The 18,681-nt window shown below is 72.6% G+C and carries 15 protein-coding genes; 2 read left to right on the plus strand and 13 right to left on the minus strand.

Features of this window, described 5'->3' with window-relative positions:
* Positions 1-372: 372 nt before the first annotated feature.
* From tyrS to H488_RS24975, 6 genes are all read right to left on the minus strand, one after another.
* Positions 373-1,683, minus strand: a complete 1,311-nt coding sequence (tyrS, locus tag H488_RS24950; protein ID WP_017832867.1) for a tyrosine--tRNA ligase — start codon at positions 1,681-1,683, stop codon at positions 373-375.
* A 67-nt stretch (positions 1,684-1,750) separates the two neighbouring features.
* Positions 1,751-4,009 carry a HelD family protein gene (locus tag H488_RS24955; protein ID WP_017832868.1) on the minus strand — a complete coding sequence of 753 codons (2,259 nt, stop codon included), beginning with the start codon at positions 4,007-4,009 and terminating at the stop codon, positions 1,751-1,753.
* A gap of 118 nt (positions 4,010-4,127) precedes the next feature.
* Positions 4,128-4,634 (minus strand): adenine phosphoribosyltransferase, encoded by a 507-nt coding sequence (locus H488_RS24960; RefSeq protein ID WP_017832869.1) that lies wholly within the window; start codon positions 4,632-4,634, stop codon positions 4,128-4,130.
* A 54-nt stretch (positions 4,635-4,688) separates the two neighbouring features.
* The gene (locus tag H488_RS24965; RefSeq protein ID WP_031282695.1) at positions 4,689-5,369 is read right to left on the minus strand and encodes a DNA-3-methyladenine glycosylase; all 681 of its coding nucleotides are present in this window, start codon (positions 5,367-5,369) and stop codon (positions 4,689-4,691) included.
* Positions 5,366-6,814: an argininosuccinate lyase gene (gene argH, locus H488_RS24970; RefSeq protein ID WP_017832871.1), complete on the minus strand. Its 1,449-nt coding sequence runs from the start codon at positions 6,812-6,814 to the stop codon at positions 5,366-5,368. Before argH ends, H488_RS24965 begins: the two co-directional genes overlap by 4 nt.
* Positions 6,815-6,954: 140 nt before the next feature.
* Entirely contained in the window at positions 6,955-8,166 is a 1,212-nt protein-coding gene (locus H488_RS24975) for an argininosuccinate synthase (RefSeq protein WP_031282696.1), read from the minus strand.
* Between the two features lie 312 nt (positions 8,167-8,478).
* Here H488_RS24975 and H488_RS24980 point away from each other — a divergent pair, with 312 nt between their 5' ends.
* Positions 8,479-10,155: a catalase gene (locus H488_RS24980; RefSeq protein ID WP_017832873.1), complete on the plus strand. Its 1,677-nt coding sequence runs from the start codon at positions 8,479-8,481 to the stop codon at positions 10,153-10,155.
* 108 nt (positions 10,156-10,263) lie between these two features.
* On the opposite strand, the gene H488_RS24985 is transcribed toward H488_RS24980, so the two are convergent.
* Positions 10,264-11,784 carry a long-chain-fatty-acid--CoA ligase gene (locus H488_RS24985; RefSeq protein ID WP_017832874.1) on the minus strand — a complete coding sequence of 507 codons (1,521 nt, stop codon included), beginning with the start codon at positions 11,782-11,784 and terminating at the stop codon, positions 10,264-10,266.
* A 194-nt stretch (positions 11,785-11,978) separates the two neighbouring features.
* On the opposite strand from H488_RS24985, the gene H488_RS24990 reads away from it, so the two are divergent.
* Positions 11,979-12,422: an ankyrin repeat domain-containing protein gene (locus H488_RS24990; RefSeq protein ID WP_017832875.1), complete on the plus strand. Its 444-nt coding sequence runs from the start codon at positions 11,979-11,981 to the stop codon at positions 12,420-12,422.
* Positions 12,423-12,462: 40 nt separating this feature from the next.
* Here the strand turns inward: H488_RS24990 and H488_RS24995 are convergent, their stop codons facing one another.
* The 6 genes from H488_RS24995 to argC are packed head-to-tail and all read right to left on the minus strand — an operon-like array spanning position 12,463 to position 18,477.
* Positions 12,463-12,957, minus strand: a complete 495-nt coding sequence (locus tag H488_RS24995) for an arginine repressor (protein WP_017832876.1) — start codon at positions 12,955-12,957, stop codon at positions 12,463-12,465.
* A complete protein-coding gene (argF, locus tag H488_RS25000) occupies positions 12,954-13,922 on the minus strand; it encodes an ornithine carbamoyltransferase (protein ID WP_017832877.1) in 969 nt (322 codons plus the stop codon). Before argF ends, H488_RS24995 begins: the two co-directional genes overlap by 4 nt.
* Before the next feature lie 8 nt (positions 13,923-13,930).
* A complete protein-coding gene (locus H488_RS25005; RefSeq protein WP_017832878.1) occupies positions 13,931-15,244 on the minus strand; it encodes an acetylornithine transaminase in 1,314 nt (437 codons plus the stop codon).
* A complete protein-coding gene (gene argB / locus H488_RS25010; RefSeq protein ID WP_017832879.1) occupies positions 15,241-16,170 on the minus strand; it encodes an acetylglutamate kinase in 930 nt (309 codons plus the stop codon). The genes H488_RS25005 and argB overlap by 4 nt, the downstream gene beginning before the upstream one ends.
* Before the next feature lie 46 nt (positions 16,171-16,216).
* Positions 16,217-17,431, minus strand: a complete 1,215-nt coding sequence (argJ, locus tag H488_RS25015) for a bifunctional glutamate N-acetyltransferase/amino-acid acetyltransferase ArgJ (RefSeq protein WP_017832880.1) — start codon at positions 17,429-17,431, stop codon at positions 16,217-16,219.
* A complete protein-coding gene (gene argC, locus H488_RS25020) occupies positions 17,428-18,477 on the minus strand; it encodes an N-acetyl-gamma-glutamyl-phosphate reductase (RefSeq protein ID WP_031282701.1) in 1,050 nt (349 codons plus the stop codon). Before argC ends, argJ begins: the two co-directional genes overlap by 4 nt.
* Positions 18,478-18,681: the final 204 nt, after the last annotated feature.

Raw genomic sequence — 18,681 nt, forward strand, 5'->3', positions numbered from 1 at the left:
CATCCGGTATCAACAAACATGGCACACTATTGAGTTCTCAAACAACAGACCAGCAACCAGGCACCACACCCGGAAACCGTGTTGGAATTTTCGGTGCCCTCCGCGTTGGAACTTCGTTCCCCGCCTCAGGCAGCTCGACCATCCTACGCAGTCCGTTCTCGGCGTGTCAACTTGCGTTGTTCCGGGTTCGGACCGACCTGAACGGTCGCTCCCGCATGAACTAGGCAGCACCTCTCGGTCCTGCTGCTCTTTGCGGTGTCGTCGCCCGCCGGCCTCTCGGCCCTGCCTGACGACTCGATGAACACTACACCCCCGCCCAGGGGCCTGCAAGCTCGGCTCCCGGACGGGGGTGGTGGGCGGATCGGGCCCGGATCAGGCCTCCACGGTGACGGCGGCGAGGTGCTTCTTGCCGCGGCGCAGCAGCGCCCATCGGCCGTGCAGGAGCTGGTCGGGCCCGAGCTCGGCGTCCTCACCGACGACCTTCTCGTTGTTGACGTACGCCCCGCCCTCCTTGAGGGTTCGGCGCGCGGCGGACTTCGACTCGGACAGCCCGGTGGCCACGAGGAGGTCGGCGACCTGCAGCGCTCCGGCGGACACGCTCGCGCCGGGCAGCTCCCGGGCGACCGAGTCCAGGGTCTCGGCGTCGAGCTCCGTGAGCTCGCCGCGTCCGAAGACGGCGGCCGAGGCCGCGATCGCCTTCTCGGTCGCCGCCTCCCCGTGCACCAGCGAGTTGACCTCCCAGGCGAGGACCTTCTGGGCCTGCCTCTTGTAGGGCTCCTCCTCGACGGAGCGCGCCAGCTCCTCGATCTCGGCCCGGGTCTTGAAGGTGAAGACCTTGAGCCGGTCGACCACGTCCGCGTCGGCCGTGTTGAGCCAGAACTGGTAGAAGGCGTAGGGCGAGGTGAGCTCCGGGTCCAGCCACACCGCGTTGCCCTCGGACTTGCCGAACTTCGTGCCGTCCGAGTTGGTGATCAGCGGGGTGCCGACGGCGTGCACGGACACGCCCTCGACCTTGCGGATCAGGTCGGTCCCGGAGGTTAGGTTCCCCCACTGGTCGGAGCCCCCGGTCTGCAGGGTGCACCCGTGGTCGCGGTAGAGGTTCAGGTAGTCCAGTCCCTGCAGGATCTGGTAGCTGAACTCGGTGTAGGAGATGCCCTCCTCCGAGTTGAGCCGCTTGGCCACGATGTCCTTCTTGATCATCGTGCCGACCCGGAAGTGCTTGCCGATGTCGCGGAGGAAGTCGATGGCGGAGAGCTGGGAGGTCCAGTCCAGGTTGTTGACCATGACGGCCCGGTTCTCGCCCTCGAAGGAGAGGAAGCGCTCGACCTGGGCGCGCAGCAGGTCCACCCACTGCGCGACGGTCTCCCGGGAGTTCAGGACCCGCTCGGAGCTCTGCCGCGGGTCCCCGATCAGACCGGTGGACCCGCCCACGAGCCCGATCGGGTGGTGACCGGCGAGCTGGAGCCGGCGCATCAGCAGCAGCTGCACCAGGTGCCCGAGGTGCAGGGACGCCGCGGTGGGGTCGAAGCCGCAGTAATAGGTGACCTTCTCCTCGGCGAGCGACCGCTCGAGGGCCGCCTCGTCGGTCGACACGTGCACGAGGCCGCGCCACTGCAGCTCCTGCCACACGTTGGCGAAGGACGGATCGTTGTGCTGGAGGTCCAGGTCTATTGCGTTCGACACGGCTTCCAAGGTACCAGGACGCGGAGGGGGTTCCCCTCCGCGTCCTGGTGTCCCCTGCGGCCCGGGGTCAGAACCGGTCGAGGCCGGCCGGCAGCGGCCGGGCGGCGACGACGCGCAGCCGCTGGGTGGGCCGGGTCATGGCCACGTACAGGTTGCCGACCCCGCCGCCGACCTCCTCGACGAGCGCCTGCGGCTCGACGACCACCACCGAGTCGAACTCCAGTCCCTTGGCGTCCCACGCGGAGAGGACCACGACCTGCCGGTCCAGCCGGCGGACCCCGGCACCCACGAGCCCGGGCAGGGCCCCGGCGAGGGCCGTGCCGATCTCCTGCACGCGGTCCTCGGGCACGACCACGGCCACGAGCCCGCCGCTGACCAGGTCGAGCTCGGTGCGCACCTGCTCGAGGACGCCCTCGACCACGTCCGCGGCGCCGACCCGCTGCACGATCGGCGGCTCGCCCTCGCGGACGGCCCGCGGGGCGGAGATGTCCAGGCCGGCGGCCCGGGCGACGTCGACCGCGGCCTCGGCGATCTCGGCGGGGGTGCGGTAGTTGACCGTGAGCTCGTCGAGGACGAACCGCTCCCCCACGAAGGGCTCGAGGGCGTCCTGCCAGCTGCGGGCGGCGGTGGCCGAGCCGGCCTGGGCGATGTCGCCGACCACGGTGAACGACTTCATGGGGCACCGGCGCATGAGCACGCGCCACTGCATCGGCGAGAGCTCCTGTGCCTCGTCGACCACGACGTGCCCGTAGGCCCACGTGCGGTCCGCGGTCGCGGCCTCGGCGGCGGTCATCCGGTGCTGGGTGACCGCGTTGAAGTCCGTGAGCTGGGCCGCGGTCACGATGCCGTCCGCGCCGACGTCCTCGAGGCTCTGGTGCATGTTCGCCAGCGCGTGCTCGGCGTTGTCCGTGGCCTTGCGGTGCTCCCGGTCCGCCTCGGCCCGCCGGCGCACCCCGGCCTCGTCGAGGTCGCCCAGCAGCTCGGCGGCCTCGTCCAGCAGCGGCACGTCGGCCACGGTGAAGGGGGCGTCGGCCGGGCGCAGCAGGGCCTCGACCTGGGCGGCGCTCAGGTGCGGGGCTGCGGACTCGAGGTAGTGCCGCTTGCTGAACAGCTGCGCGACGAGGGTCTGGGGCGACAGCGGCATCCACGCGAGGTTGAGCGCGATCCGCACGTCCCGGGACTGCCGGATGTCCTCCGCGAGGTAGGAGCGGTCCATGACGTTGCCGCTGGTGGTGTTGAGGTGCTCGCCGAGCTGCTCGGTGAGCTCGCGCAGGGCGATCTTCACGAACGTGTTGCGCGCCTCGTTGTGCGGCTTCCCCGTGGCACGGGCCTTGTCCCTGGCACGCTTGACGGTGCGCGGGGTCAGCGTCACGCGGTGGGAGTCGACGCACAGGACCTGGTCCGCCGCCGGGACCTTCTGCCGGTCCCGCACGGCGCGGGCCACGACCTCGGCCATGTCGAGGCCGGACTTGAGCCGGGCGGTCCGGGGGTCGCGCTCGGGGACGGCCGCCACGCCGGGGAACAGCTCGGAGAGGGAGGACATCACGACGCCGGTCTCCCCGAGCGCCGGCAGCACCCGTTCGATGTACCACATGAACGACGACGACGGGCCGACGATCAGCACTCCCGCCTTGCGCAGCCGCTCCCGGTGCTCGTAGAGCAGGTACGCCGCCCGGTGCAGCGCCACGGCGGTCTTGCCGGTGCCGGGCCCGCCCTGCACCACGCGGACGCCGGGCAGCGGGGCGCGGATGATCTTGTCCTGCTCGGCCTGGATGGTCGCGACGATGTCCGACATCCGTCCGGTGCGCTTCTGGTTCAGCGCCGCGAGCAGAGCGCCCTCGCCGTGGAGCACGCCCTCGTCCTCGAGCATGTCCGGGTCGAGGACGTCGTCCTCGAGGGCGGCGACGTCGCGGCCCTCCAGGATGAGGTGGCGGCGGCGCCGGATGCCCATGGGGTTCTGCGCGGTGGCCTGGTAGAAGGCCGCGGCCTCGCGGGCGCGCCAGTCCACCATGAGCCGCTGGTGGTCCGCGGTGGCCAGGCCGATGCGCCCGACGTAGCGGCGGTCGCCGTCCTGGCCGTCCAGGCGGCCGAAGACGAGCCGGTGGTCCACGGCCTCGAGCTGGGCGAGCCGGTCCTCGTAGTGGGAGGCGAACGCGTCACGCTCAGCGCGGTTCTGGTGGTTGCCGAAGGACTCGCTGCGGCGCACGGCCGCGAGCTCGGCGGTCTTCTCGGCCCGCAGCTCGTCGAGCCGGTCGTAGAGCATCGCGACGTACGCGCGTTCGACAGCAAGTTGCTCGGCCGCCATCGTGGCGACGGTCTCTGCCATGGGTGGACACCTCGTTCCGGATCGAACAGACCATCGATTCTACCGGTCCGCGGGCGTTCCGACGGCGATCCGGCGGCGCGGTGCGTCACAGTGCTTCGCCGGGGTGCTTCGCCCCTGGTCAGACCCGGTACAGTGCCCGCACCCGGTGGCCGCCGAGCTGGCTGCGGCCCCGCAGGTCGGTGAGCTCCATGATCAGCCCGAACCCGGCGACGTGCAGCCCGGCCCGGTGCAGCAGCTGCGCCGTGGCCCCGAGGGTGCCGCCGGTCGCGAGGATGTCGTCGAGCACGAGCACGCGGGCCCCGCGCGGGACGTCGTCGGTGTGGATCTCCAGCACCGCCGAGCCGTACTCCAGGACGTACTCCTCGCGGAAGGTCTCCCGGGGGAGCTTCCCGGCCTTGCGCACCGGGATGAGGCCCACGCCCGTCGCGTAGGCCACGGCCCCCGCCATGAGGAAGCCCCGGGCCTCGACGCCGGCCACGTGGTCGAACTGGCCGCGGAAGGCGTCGGCCAGGGCGTCGACGGTCCGCCGGAAGCCGGGACCGTCCGCGAACAGGGGTGTCAGGTCGCGGAAGAGGACCCCCGGCTCCGGGTAGTCGGGGATCTTCACGCACAGGCGCTCGATCATCTGCTCAACGGATTCAGTCACACCGCTCATGCTATCCGTCCGGGTCCCGCGGACTCAGCGGCGCCGGCGCGGGACCGCGGCGCGGTACGGGGACACGGAGGCCTCGCCGGGCAGCCACCAGCGCCAGGGGAACTCGGGGGTCCCGCCGGGTCCGGACACCCCCGTGCGGGGCCCGCGGCCGGCGGCGGGGGCGTCCCCGGGGCCGGGCAGCCGCAGGAAGAAGCCCGGCGCCGCGGCGTCCCCCGCGGTGAGCGGTGCGCCGTCGTGGGTCAGGTCGATGCCCAGGGCCTTGGCGAGGTTGCCGGGGCCACGTGCCAGCGCGGCGTCGGGCACCGGGCCGGAGCGTCCGGCGGCCCGGCGGGCGCGGGCCAGCGGCACGCCCTCGACGACCTCGCCCGCGCGGAGCAGGCACCCGCCGGCGGTGCCCTCGGGGCGGCAGACCAGGTTCACGGCGTGGTGCATGCCGTAGGTGAAGTACACGTAGACGTGGCCCGGCGGACCGAACATCGAGGCGTTGCGCGCCGTCCGCCCGCGCCACGTGTGCGCCCCCGGGTCCGGCAGGTCGGAGCCGTCCGGCCCGCCGTAGGCCTCGACCTCCGTGATCCGCAGGACCACGGAGCCCTCGGCGGTCCGGTGGCCGAACAGGCTCCCGAGCAGCCGGGGGGCCACCTCGGGAGCCGGCCGGGACAGCAGCTCGAGCAGCGCCGGCCCGGTGACGGGCCCGTTCACGCTCATCCTGCGACGATCGGCGCCCGCCGCGAGAACTCCGCGGCCTCGGCCACCTGGCGCTCGAGCTCGCCGATCTGCGCGGCCACGGCCGACGGCGCCGTGCCGCCCTGGGCGCTGCGCGAGGCCAGCGAACCCGCCACGGTGAGCACCTCGCGCACGCCGGGGGTGAGCCGGTCTGAGATGGCGGCGAAGTCCTCGTCGGAGAGGTCCCACAGCTCGATCCCGCGCTGCTCGCAGACGCGCACCGCGTCCCCGGCGACCTCGTGCGCGTCCCGGAAGGGCACGCCCTGGCGCACGAGCCACTCGGCCACGTCCGTGGCGAGGGCGAAGCCCTGCGGGGCGAGCTCGGCCATCCGCCCGGTGTTGAAGTCGAGGGTGGCGATCATCCCCGCGACCGCGGGCAGCAGCACCTCGAGCTGGTCGATCGCGTCGAAGACGGGCTCCTTGTCCTCCTGGAGGTCCCGGTTGTAGGCCAGCGGCAGGCCCTTGAGCGTGGCCAGCAGCCCTGTGAGGTCGCCGATGAGCCGGCCGGCCTTGCCGCGGGCGAGCTCCGCGATGTCCGGGTTCTTCTTCTGCGGCATGATCGAGGACCCGGTGGAGAAGGCGTCGTCGAGGGTGACGAAGGAGAACTCCTTGGTGGCCCATGTGGTGATCTCCTCGGAGATCCGGGACATGTCCACGGCGATCATCGCGGTGACCCAGGAGAACTCGGCGTAGACGTCCCGGGCCGCGGTGCCGTCGATGGAGTTGTGCACGGCGGAGTCGAAGCCCAGCTCGGCGGCGACGGCCCCCGGGTCCAGTCCGAGCGAGGACCCGGCGAGCGCCCCCGAGCCGTACGGGGAGACCGCGGCGCGGGCGTCCCAGTCCACGAGGCGCTGCACGTCCCGCAGCATCGCCCACGCGTGGGCGAGCAGGTGGTGGGACAGGAGCACCGGCTGGGCGTGCTGGAGGTGGGTGCGCCCGGGCATCGGGGCCTCCGGGTGGGCCTTCGCCTGGTCCAGGAGGGCCTGCACGACGTCGAGCACGTTGCGGGCGATGATCGCGGCGTGGTCGCGCAGGTACATCCGCCCGAGGGTGGCGATCTGGTCGTTGCGGGACCGGCCGGCGCGCAGCTTGCCGCCGAGCTCGGGCCCGGCCCGCTCGATGAGGCCCTTCTCGAGGGAGCCGTGGACGTCCTCGTCGGAGGGGGCGGGCGCGTAGGCCCCGGAGCGGACGTCGGCCTCGAGCCGGTCGAGGGCGTCGAGCATGCCCCCGAGCTCGTCGTCGGTCAGCAGCCCCGCGGTGCGCAGGACCCGGGCGTGGGCCCGGGAGCCCGCGATGTCGTAGGGGGCCAGGCGCCAGTCGAAGTGCGTCGACCGGCTCAGCGCCGCGAGGGCGTCGGCCGGTCCCCCGGCGAAGCGCCCGCCCCAGAGCGCGCCCTCGTTGGTGCCGTGCTTGTCCTGCTGCGCCATGTCTCTCCTCGTGGGTTCCGCCGGGGCCGGGGCCGCCGGGGGTCGGGTCGGCCGGGCGTGGGCGGAGGGCCCCACCGCCGGGATGGGGCCCTCCGTCGTCGTGCCCGTTCCTGCTGGGGACGAGCCTACGTGCTCGGGGGCTACTTGCCCTCGGCCGCGATCCGCTGCTCGCGGGACGCCGCGACCTTCGAGGACATGCCGAACAGCTCGATGAACCCGCGGGCCTGGGACTGGTCGAACGCGTCGCCCTCGTCGTAGGTGGCGAGGTTGAAGTCGTACAGGGAGGTGTTCGAGCGGCGGCCGGTGACCGTGGCCTGGCCGGCGTGCAGGGTCATCCGGATGTCGCCGTCCACGTACTTCTGGGTGTCCTGGATGAACGCGTCGAGGGACTGCTTGAGCGGGGAGAACCACTGGCCGTCGTAGACGAGCTCGGTCCAGCGCTGGGTGGCCATCCGCTTGAAGCGGGCCTGCTCGCGCTCGACCGTCACGTTCTCCAGCTCACGGTGCGCGGCGATCAGGGCCATGGCGCCGGGGGCCTCGTAGACCTCGCGGGACTTGATGCCCACGAGCCGGTCCTCGACGATGTCGATCCGGCCCACGCCCTGGGCGCCGGCGCGGCGGTTCATCTCCTGGATTGCCTGCAGCGGGCTGACGGGCTGGCCGTCGAGGGCCACGGGGATGCCGCCCTTGAAGCTGATCACGACCTCGTCGGCCGGCGGCGGGAACGTGGGGTCGTCCGTGTAGTCGTAGACGTCCTTGGTGGGGGCGTTCCAGATGTCCTCGAGGAACCCGGTCTCCACGGCGCGGCCCCAGACGTTCTGGTCGATCGAGAAGGGGTTCTTCTTGGTCGTGGCGATCGGCAGGTGGTGCTTCTCGGCGTAGTTGATGGCCTTGTCGCGGGTGAGGGCGAGGTCGCGGACCGGGGCGATGCACTTGAGCTCGGGGCCCAGCGTCTGGATGCCCACCTCGAAGCGGACCTGGTCGTTGCCCTTGCCCGTGCAGCCGTGGGCCACGGTGGAGGCGCCGAAGCGCTTGGCGGCGGCCACGAGGTGCTTGACGATGACCGGGCGGGACAGCGCGGAGACCACGGGGTAGGCGTCCATGTAGAGGGCGTTCGCCTGCAGCGCCGGCATGCAGTACTCCGCGGCGAACTCGTCGCGGGCGTCGGCCACGTAGGCCTCGACGGCCCCGCAGTCGAGGGCGCGCCGGCGGATGGTCTCGAGGTCCTCGCCGCCCTGCCCCACGTCGACGGCGACGGCGATGACCTCGGCCCCCGTCGCCTCGCCGATCCAGCCGATGGCCACGGAGGTGTCGAGACCCCCGGAGTAGGCCAGCACAACACGCTCGGTCACGGTGTTCTCCTTCGTCGGTGGTTCGGGCGCCACGGCGTGGCCCCGCCTTCTGTGCATGACTATACACGTCGACTTGTATTTATGCATACTCTGCGGACCGTCCCGCGCACTCCCCCGCCGGGCCGCGCCCGCCCTCCGACCTGCGGAGGTGCCGTGCGCCACTCCGCAATTATGAATAGCTAGCAATAGCCCGGCCCTTCCGACATACTGGGGACCGGGTGTGATCCAGACCGACCGACCGCACCCCACCACGGCGGGGGCCACGCGCCCCGGCCGTCCTGCACACCCGGTCCCTACCCCGAGAGGAACCCCATGACGAACGTTCCCGAGCAGACCCTCACCACGCGTCAGGGCCACCCGGTCCACGACAACCAGAACACCCGCACCATCGGCTCGCGCGGGCCCGCGACCCTCGAGAACTACGCGTTCCTCGAGAAGATGAGCCACTTCGACCGCGAGCGCATCCCCGAGCGCGTGGTGCACGCCCGCGGCACCACCGCCTTCGGCTACTTCGAGGCCTACGGCGCCTACGGCGACGAGCCCATCGCGAAGTTCACCCGCGCCAAGGTCTTCGCCGAGGCCGGCAAGCGCACCGACGTGGCCGTGCGGTTCTCCACCGTGGCCGGCGGCCGGGACTCCTCCGAGGTGGCCCGCGACCCGCGCGGCTTCGCCGTGAAGATGTACACGGAGGAGGGCAACTGGGACCTCGTCGGCAACAACCTGGGCGTGTTCTTCATCCGGGACGCCATCAAGTTCCCCGACTTCATCCACTCCCAGAAGCCGGACCCCGTGAACTTCGAGGCCGGCGTGGCCAACCGCGCCTTCGACTTCTTCAGCCAGTCGCCCGAGGCGATGCACATGATCACGATCCTGTTCTCCCCGCGCGGGATCCCGGCGGACTACCGCCACCAGCAGGGCTTCGGCGTGAACACCTACAAGTGGGTCAACGCCGCCGGCGAGTCCCTCCTGGTGAAGTACCACTGGATCCCGAAGCAGGGCGTGAAGTCCCTCACCTCGGCCGACGCCGCGAACATCCAGGCCCAGACCCTCGGCTCGCACACCAAGGACCTCTACGACGCGATCGAGGCCGGCGACTACCCCGAGTGGGAGCTGCAGGTCCAGGTCATGGAGGACCACGACCACCCCGAGCTGGACTTCGACCCGCTGGACGACACCAAGGTGTGGCCGGAGGAGCTGTTCCCGCCGAAGCCGGTCGGGCGCATGGTGCTGAACCGCAACCCGCAGAACTTCTTCGCGGAGAACGAGCAGATCGCCTTCGGCACCGGCGTGCTGGTGGACGGCCTGGAGTTCTCCGACGACAAGATGCTCGTGGGCCGCACCTTCTCCTACTCGGACACCCAGCGCTACCGCGTGGGCCCGAACTACCTGCAGCTGCCGGTCAACGCGCCGAAGGCGCCGGTGGCCACCAACCAGCGCGACGGCCAGATGGCCTACGCCGTGGACCACGCCCCGGGCCAGAACCCGCACGTGAACTACGAGCCGTCCATCATCGGAGGCGTGCAGGAGACTCCGAAGCCCGAGGGGTACCAGCCCGAGGTCGGCCCGGAGATCAGCGCGCGCCTGACCCGCGCCCGGATCGAGCGGACCAACGACTACAAGCAGGCCGGCGAGCGCTTCCAGCTCCAGGAGGAGTGGGAGAAGGAGGAGCTCATCGACAACCTGGTCGGCGCGCTCTCCCAGTGCGACCGCCCGATCCAGGAGCGCATGGTCTGGCACTTCTACATGGTCGAGGACGAGATGGGCCGCCGCGTGGGCGACGGCATCGGCGTCTCCCTCGAGGACGTCAAGGACCTGGGCCCCCTGGCCACCCAGCGTCTCTCCGAGGAGGAGCTGCAGCGCGTGGCCAACCTCGGCAACAACGGCCCGCGCAGCGTGGCGGGTCTCACCATGACCCACTGCGTGCCCAACGAGCACGTGGCCGTGGAGCGCGAGCCCCAGCAGGCGAGCCCCGCGATGATGTCCAGCTGACCCATCCGGGAGGCGCCCCGTCCGGGGCGCCTCCCCCGGTGTCCGTGCGGACCCATCGAGCAGGAGGGGCCGGCCGCGTCCAGCGGCCGGCCCCTTCCGTGTGCGGGCTCAGCCGCGGTGCCCGGCGCCCGCGAGGTCGAGGGAGCGCTTGAGGATCTTGCCGGTCGGGCCCTTCGGCAGCTCGTCGACCACCTTGTAGTAGCGCGGGTGCTTGTACTTGGCCACGCGCTCGCGGACGAAGGCGTCCAGCTCGTCGACCTTCGCGTCCCGCTCCGCCTCGGGCACGTCGCGGAAGGCGACGACGGCGGCGACCTCCTCGCCCATCGCCTCGTCCGGCACCCCGACCACCGCGGCCTCGGCGATGCCGGGGAACTGGTAGATCACTTCCTCGACCTCGCGGGGGTAGACGTTGTAGCCGCCGCGCAGGACCATGTCCTTCTTGCGGTCCACGATGTAGTAGAAGCCGTCCTCGTCCACCCGGGCGAGGTCCCCCGTGGCGAACCAGCCGTCACGGATCGCGGCCTCGGTGGCCTCGGGGTTGCGCCAGTAGCCGGCCATCACGTACTCCCCGGCCACCACGAGCTCGCCGATCTCCCCGACGGGGACCTCCGCGCCGAGGTCGTCCACGACCTTCAGCTGCGCGCCCCGCACCACCGTGCCGATCGAGCCCGGGCGGCGTCCCCGGTCCTTCTGGTTGAAGCACACCACCGGGGAGGTCTCGGACAGGCCGTAGCCCTCGTAGATGGGGGCGCCGAAGACCTCCTCGAAGCGCTCCAGGACCTCGACCGGCAGCGGGGACCCGCCCGAGACCCCGGCCCGCAGGTGCGGCAGCTCGACCGTCCCGCCGTCCGCGGCGGCGAGCAGCGCCACGTACATGCTCGGCACCCCGGCGAAGACCGTGACCTCGTCCCGGGCCAGGATCTCCAGCGCCTTGGCCGGGTCGAAGCGCGGCAGCAGCGTGACGGTCGCCCCCGCGTGGACGACGCCGTTGAGCGCCACGGTCTGGCCGAAGACGTGGAAGAACGGCAGGGCCCCGAACATGACGTCCCCGGGCGCCAGGTCGAAGAGGCCCGCGGACAGCGCCGCGTTGGCCCGGAGGTTGTGGTGCGTCAGGACGGCGCCCTTGGGCCGGCCCGTGGTCCCGGAGGTGTAGAGCAGGACGGCGGGCTCGTCGTCGTCGCGCTCGGCGACCCCGGGCCGCGGCGGGACGTCCGCGAGCGCCTGCAGCGTGCCGGCGGCCGAGACCTCGACCACCCGGACGTCCCGGTCCAGGTCCGCGACCGCGGCGCGGGTCGCCTCGGCCATCGCCTCCCAGACGAGCACCAGGGACACCTCGGCGTTGTCGAAGTGGTACGCCAGCTCCCGGGGGCTGAGGAGGGGGTTGAGGGGCACGACCACCCCGCCCGCGCGCAGGATCCCGTAGTAGGCGATCGGCATGTGGGGGACGTTGGGCAGGATCAGGGCCACCCGGTCGCCCTGTCCGACGCCGGCCGCGGCGAGCACCGACGCGACCCGCGCGGACAGGTCGTCGAGGGCCCCGTAGGTCAGGACCTTGTCGTCGAGGACCACCGCCCGGGACTCCGGGGAGGCCGCGGCCGTGTCGGTGAGCAGGGTGGCGAGATTCGTCATGGGGGAACTCCGGATCCCCGGTGCACGGGCACCGGCGCGAGGAACGGGCACGAGGTGAGCTGTGTCACACGAGCGTGCCAGTCGGTTACTGCAACGTCAAGACCCGGGTACTTGGGGGTGGCGCGTGTCGCGGTCCCCACCCCCGATAAACTGGCCGGCAGGAGCTGCATCCGACCGACCTCGAAGGACCACCCGTGACCGAGAACCCCCAGCCGACCGACCAGCCGCAGGACCCGGCGGCCCCCCAGCTGACCGAGGAGGAGATGGCGTACGTGCTCTCCCTGTTCGAGATGGCCCGGACGGGGGACACGGAGAACCTCCTGCCGGCCGTGCGCGCCGGCGTCCCGGTGAACCTCACCAACGGCAAGGGCGACACCCTGCTGGTCCTCGCGGCCTACCACCAGCGCGAGGAGACCGTCGCGGCGCTGCTCGAGGCCGGGGCGGACCCGGACCGGGTCAACGACAACGGTCAGACGGCGCTGATGAGCGCGGTCTTCCGGGGCAACGAGACGATCGTGCGGACGCTGCTCGCGGCCGGGGCCTCGCAGACGGCCGGCGCCCACTCCGCCCTGGACTTCGCCCGGGTCTTCGAGCGCACGGAGCTCGTCCCCGTCCTGGAGGAGTACGCGGCCCGCTGAGCGCGCGGCGCACGGCCGGCACGGGGCGGCGCCGGGACCTCTACTCGGCGAGCTCCAGGAAGCGGCGGGCCACGGCGTGGCCGCCGTCCGCCGCCCGGCACACCACCATGATGGTGTCGTCGCCGGCGATGGTGCCGAGGACGGCGGGGAGCACGGACGTGTCGATGGCGGAGGCGAAGTACTGGGCGGCCCCCGGCGGGGTCCGCAGGACCACGAGGTTCGCGCTCGCCTCGGCGGTGACCAGCAGCTCGCGGCACAGGCTGGCCAGGCGCGCGTCGAGCACCTCCTGGGTGATCCCGGAGGCGGGCGAGCGGTCGGCCCCGGCCTGCGGGACGGCGTAGACGAGGGCGCCGGAGCCCTCGCGCACCCGGACGGCCCCGAGCTCCACGAGGTCGCGGGAGAGCGTGGCCTGGGTGACCTGCACGCCGTCCTCGGCCAGCCGGGCGGCCAGCTCGGCCTGCGAGTGGATCGCCCCTCCGGTCACGAGGGCCACGATCCGGGCCTGCCGGGCGGTCTTGGTGGCGGGGATGCTCATGCGGGGACGGCGGAGGCGTCGGCGGCACCCAGGTCGTAGCGCCCGGAGCGCGCCATGAGCCAGACGAGCAGGGCCTTCTGGGCGTGCAGGCGGTTCTCCGCCTCGTCCCACACCACGGACTGCGGGCCGTCGATGACCTCGGCCGCGACCTCGGAGCCGCGGAAGGCGGGCAGGCAGTGCAGGAACAGCGCCCCGGGCGCGGCCTGGGCCATCGCCGCGGCGTCCACGGAGTACGCCCGGAAGACCTCCGCCCGCGCCTCGGTCTCCGCCTCCTGGCCCATGGACACCCAGGTGTCGGTGCAGACCACGTCCGCCCCGGCGAGCGCCTCGGCCGGGTCGGTGGTCACGCGCACGGACCCTCCCGTCTGCTCCGCGCGCTCCTCGGCGGCCCGCACCACCGCCGGGTCCGGGAGGTGGCTCGCCGGGCCGGCCACGCGCACGTGCATGCCGGCGGTGGCCCCGCCCAGCAGGTAGGAGTGGGCCATGTTGTTGGCGGCGTCCCCGAGGTAGGCGAAGGTGAGCCCGGCGAGACCGCCCCGGTGCTCCCGGACGGTGAGCAGGTCCGCGAGGATCTGGCAGGGGTGGTAGTCGTCGGAGAGCCCGTTGACGACGGGCACGGTGGCGGCCGCGGCCATCTCCTCCAGCCCGGACTGGGCGTAGGTGCGCCACACGATGGTCGAGGCCATGCGGGAGAAGACGCGCGCGGTGTCGGCCACGCTCTCCTTGCCCAGCTGCGACTCGCCCGGGTTGATCATCAGCGGGTTGCCGCCGAGATCGGCGATCCCGGCGGAGAAGGAGACCCGGGTGCGGGTCGACGTCTTGTCGAAGATCACGGCCACGGTCTGGGGCCCCGCGTAGGGCCGGTGGGCCCAGCGGTCGGCCTTGAGGCGGGCGGCGAGCTCGAGCACCTCGGTCTGCTCCTGCTGGGAGAGGTCGGTGTCGACGAGGAAGTGGCGGGGGGTCATGGACGGGTTCATGCTTCTTTCGGCGGGGAGTCGGGCGAGGTCGCGGCGGGGGCCGTGACCGCGGCGGCGGCGGTGCGCAGGATCTCGGGGAGCGCCTCGAGGAAGGTGCGCGCCTGCTCGGGGGTCAGGATCAGGGGCGGGGCCAGGCGCAGGGTCCCGGGGCCGGTCGCGTTGACGATGAATCCGGCGTCCCGGGCGGCCTCGACCACGGCGGGGCCGAACGGGGCGGTGGCCCCCTCGGGGACCTCGAGGTCGGCGCCGATCAGCAGTCCGTGCTGGCGCACGTCGCCGATCCCGGGGACCGCGCGCAGCCCCTCGCCGAGCACGGCGCCCACGGTGCGCGCGTGCTCCAGCAGGCCGTCCTCCTCGATGACGGTGACGGTGGCGAGGCCCGCGGCGGTGGCCGGCGGGTTGCCGCCGAACGTGGTGCCGTGCTGGCCGGCCCCGAGCAGCGCGGAGACCTCCGGGCCGACGGTCAGCATCGCGCCGATCGGGAAGCCGCCGCCGAGGCCCTTGGCCAGGGTGATCGCGTCCGGCAGGTCGTCGCCGGTGAGCTCGGCGGAGGAGGCGAACCAGCGGCCGGTGCGGCCCATCCCGGTCTGCACCTCGTCCACGACCAGCAGCGCACCGTGCCGGCGGGTCAGTTCCCGGGCGGCCCGGAGGTAGCCCTCGGGCAGCTCGCGCACGCCGGCCTCGCCCTGCACGGGTTCCACGATCAGCGCCGCGACCGTCCCGTCGAGGTGCTCCTCGAGGGCCTCGACGGTCGCCGGGATGTGCCGGACCCCGCCCGGGAGGGGCTCGAAGGGCGCCCGGTAGGCCTCCTTGGCGGTCAGGGCGAGGGCGCCCATGGTGCGGCCGTGGAAGGCGGACTCGAGGGCGAGGACGGTGCCGCGGGGCCGGCCGTCCGGGCCGGGGTGCTCGTGGCCGTGGCGGCGGGCGAGCTTGAACGCGGCCTCGTTGGCCTCGGTGCCGGAGTTCGCGAAGAAGACGTGGGAGCCCGCGGGCGCGCCGGCCAGGGACAGCAGCTTCCCGGCGAGGGCGATCTGCTGGGGGGAGGTGAAGAAGTTGGAGACGTGCCCGAGGGTGGCGAGCTGGCGGGAGACGATCTCCACCCAGCGCGGGTGGGCGTGGCCGAGGGCGTTGACGGCGATGCCCGCGAGCAGGTCGAGGTAGTCCCGGCCGTCGGCGTCGGTGACCACGGCGCCCTTGCCGTGGGTGAGCACGAGGGACGGGCTGCCGAAGACGCCGAGCAGCGAGTCGGCGTACTCGCCGAGCAGGGCGGTCTGGGCCGAGTAGCGGGAGGCGGTGTGCTGGGCGGTCATGACGATGCTCCGTGGTCGGGGACGAGCTGGGTACCGATGCCGGTGTCGGTGAAGATCTCGAGCAGGCACGTGTGCGGGCTGCGCCCGTCGACGATGGACGCCCGGCGCGCCCCGCCCTCCACGGCCCGCAGGGCCGCCTCCATCTTGGGGATCATCCCGGCCTGCAGGCTCGGGAGCATCGCGCGCAGCTCCGAGGCGGAGAGGGACGCGATCAGGGAGCCCTTGTCGGGCCAGTTCGCGTAGAGCCCCTCGACGTCGGTGAGGGCCACGAACTTCTCGGCGCGCAGGGCCACCGCCACGGCGGCGGCGGCGGTGTCCGCGTTGACGTTGAGGATCTCCCCCGTGGGGCGGCCGTGCGCGTCGACCTCCGGCGCCACGGAGGAGATGACGGGGATCCGCCCGGCCTCGAGGAGCTGGGTGACGGGCTCGGGGTTGACGCCGACGACCTCGCCCACGTGGCCGAGGTCCACCTCCTCGCCGTCCACCACGGTGCCCCGGCGGACCGCGCGGAACAGCTCGGCGTCCTCCCCCGAGAGCCCGACGGCGTACGGGCCGGTGGCGTTGAGCAGGGAGACGAGCTCCCGCTGGACCTGCCCGGTCAGCACCATGCGTATGGCGTCCACGGCCTCCTTGGAGGTGACGCGCAGCCCGCCGCGGAACTCGGACTCGATGCCCAGCCGCTCCAGCATGCGGTTGATCTGGGGCCCTCCGCCGTGCACCACGACCGGCTTGATCCCGACGTGGCGCAGGAACACCATGTCCTCCGCGAAGGCCTGCCGCAGCGGCTCGGACACCATGGCGTTGCCGCCGTACTTGAAGACCATCACGGACCCGGAGTAGCGCTGGATCCAGGGCAGGGCCTCCATCAGGGTGCCCGCCTTCAGCTGGGCGGTCTCGTAGCGGGTCGGGTCACTCGGGTCGGTCATGGTTCTCCTGCGCCGTGGGTCGGTGCTGTGCTGGTGGGCGGGCTGGTCAGCTGGAGTAGGCGCTGTTCTCCTCGACGTAGTCGTGGGTCAGGTCGTTGGTCCAGACGGTGGCGTCGGCGTCCCCGGCCTTGAGGTCGACCAGGACGGTGACCCTGCGGTCGGCGGCCAGGTCCACGCCCTCGCGCGGGTCCCCGATCATGCCGTTGCGGCAGACCACGACACCGTTGATGGCGACGTCGAGCCGGTCGGGGTCGAACGCGGCGTCGGTGGTGCCGACCGCGGACAGGACGCGGCCCCAGTTGGGGTCGTTGCCGTAGATCGCGGCCTTGAAGAGGTTGGAGCGGGCCACGGAGCGGCTCACGTCCTCCGCCTGCCGCTCGGTCGCGGCGTTGACGGTGGTGATCTCGATGTCGTGGGACGCGCCCTCGGCGTCCGTGATGAGCTGCTGGGCCAGCGAGTGGCACACCGCGGTCACGGCCTGGCTGAACTCGAACTCGTCCGGCGTGATCCCGGAGGCGCCCGAGCCGAGCAGCACCACGGTGTCGTTGGTGGACATGCAGCCGTCGGAGTCGGTGCGGTTGAACGTGACCTTCACCGCGTCCTCGAGCGCCCACTGCAGGGCGTCGGAGGAGAGCTCCGCGTCGGTCGTGAGCACCACGAGCATCGTGGCCAGCCCCGGGGCGAGCATGCCCGCGCCCTTGGCCATGCCGCCGACCGTCCACCCGTCGCGGACGTAGGCGGCCTGCTTGGAGACGGAGTCGGTGGTCATGATGGCCCGGGCCGCGGCGGCCCCGGCGGCGTCGTCGTCCCCGAGGGCCTCGACGACCCCGGGGAGGCCGCGCTCCATGACGTCCATGGGCAGCTGGATGCCGATCAGCCCGGTGGAGCACACCACCACGTCCCCGGCCCCGACCCCGAGCGCCTCGCCGACGAGCTCGGCGGTCCGGTGGGAGGCCTGGAAGCCCTGCGGTCCGGTGCAGGCGTTGGCGCCGCCGGAGTTGAGGACCACGGCGGCGGCCCGGCCGTCCGCGGTCGCGGCCTTGGACCACTGGACGGGCGCGGCGGTGATCCGGTTGGTCGTGTACACGGCCCCCACGTGGTGCTGGGGCCCGTCGTTGACGACGAGGGCGAGGTCCGGTCCGCCGGAGTCCTTGAAGCCGGCCTCGGTGCCGGCGGCGCGGAAGCCCTGGGCGGCGGCCACGCCGCGGGCGGTGTCGACCTGCAGGGTGCCGGCGGGCTGCTGGGAGGGGTACGTTCTCACGGTGCGACTCCTTGGAGTGTCAGGCCGGTGTCCTCCGGCAGGCCGAGGGCGAGGTTCATGGACTGGACGGCACCGCCGGCGGTGCCCTTGACGAGGTTGTCGATCACGCACGTGACGATGACCCGCCCCGCCCGGGCGTCGTGGGCGAGCTGGAGCTGGGCGTGGTTGGAGCCGGCCACCGACTTCGTCGAGGGCCACCGCCCCTCGGGCAGGACGGTGACGAACGGCTCGGCCGCGTAGGCGGTCTCCCAGGCCTCCCGCAGCTGCGCGGCGGTCACGCCCTCGGGGACCCGCGCGGTGGCGGTGGTGAGGATGCCCCGCGGCATGGGGGCGAGCGTCGGGGTGAAGGAGATCCGCACGCGGCGCCCGGCGGCCTTCGAGAGGCCCTGCTCGATCTCGGGGGTGTGCCGGTGGGCGCCGCCCACCCCGTACGGGCTCATCGAGCCCATGACCTCCGAGCCCAGCAGGTGCGCCTTGACGGCCTTGCCGGCGCCGGAGGTGCCCGAGGCCGCGACGATCACGACGTCCTCCGGCTCCAGGAGACCGGCCGCGAAGCCGGGGCCCAGGGCGAGCAGGGCACTGGTCGGGTAGCACCCCGGCACCGCGATGCGGGTGGCGCCGCGGAGCTGCTCGCGCTGGCGGGTGCCCTCGGCGTCCACGACGAGCTCCGGCAGCCCGTACGGCCAGGTCCCGGCGTGCGGGGACCCGTAGAACTGGTCCCACTCCTCGGCGGAGTCGAGCCGGTGGTCGGCGCCGGCGTCGATCACCACGGTCTCCGCCGGCAGCTGCGCGGCGATCGCGGCCGAGGCGCCGTGCGGCAGGGCGAGGAAGACGACGTCGTGGCCGGCGAGGTTCTCCACCGTGGTGTCGACGAGCACCCGGTCGGCGAGGGAGTGCAGGTGCGGCTGCAGCTCCCCCAGCCGCTGGCCCGCGTTGGAATGGGCCCCCACGGCCCCGATCTCGATCTGCGGGTGACCGGCGAGGATCCTCAGGACCTCGCCACCGGCGTAGCCGGATGCCCCCGACACTGCTGCGCTGAACGTCATAGAACCCACTCTAGCTCAAAGTTATGCATGGCCTTCAATATTTATGCACGCTACGGGGGGAGGACCGGCGGAGCGGGGCGCGGGTGCGCCTCGTCGGAGCACGTCAGGATCCCCCCACTCGGATCGACCACGGCCGCTCTCGCGCTCCCCCCGGGAACGGCTCTGCCCCCGAATCTACGCTTCCCGTCTGCAAATCTCGATGAT

The organism is Kocuria sp. UCD-OTCP (assembly GCF_000349605.1).
Taxonomy (GTDB): Bacteria; Actinomycetota; Actinomycetes; order Actinomycetales; family Micrococcaceae; genus Kocuria; species Kocuria rosea.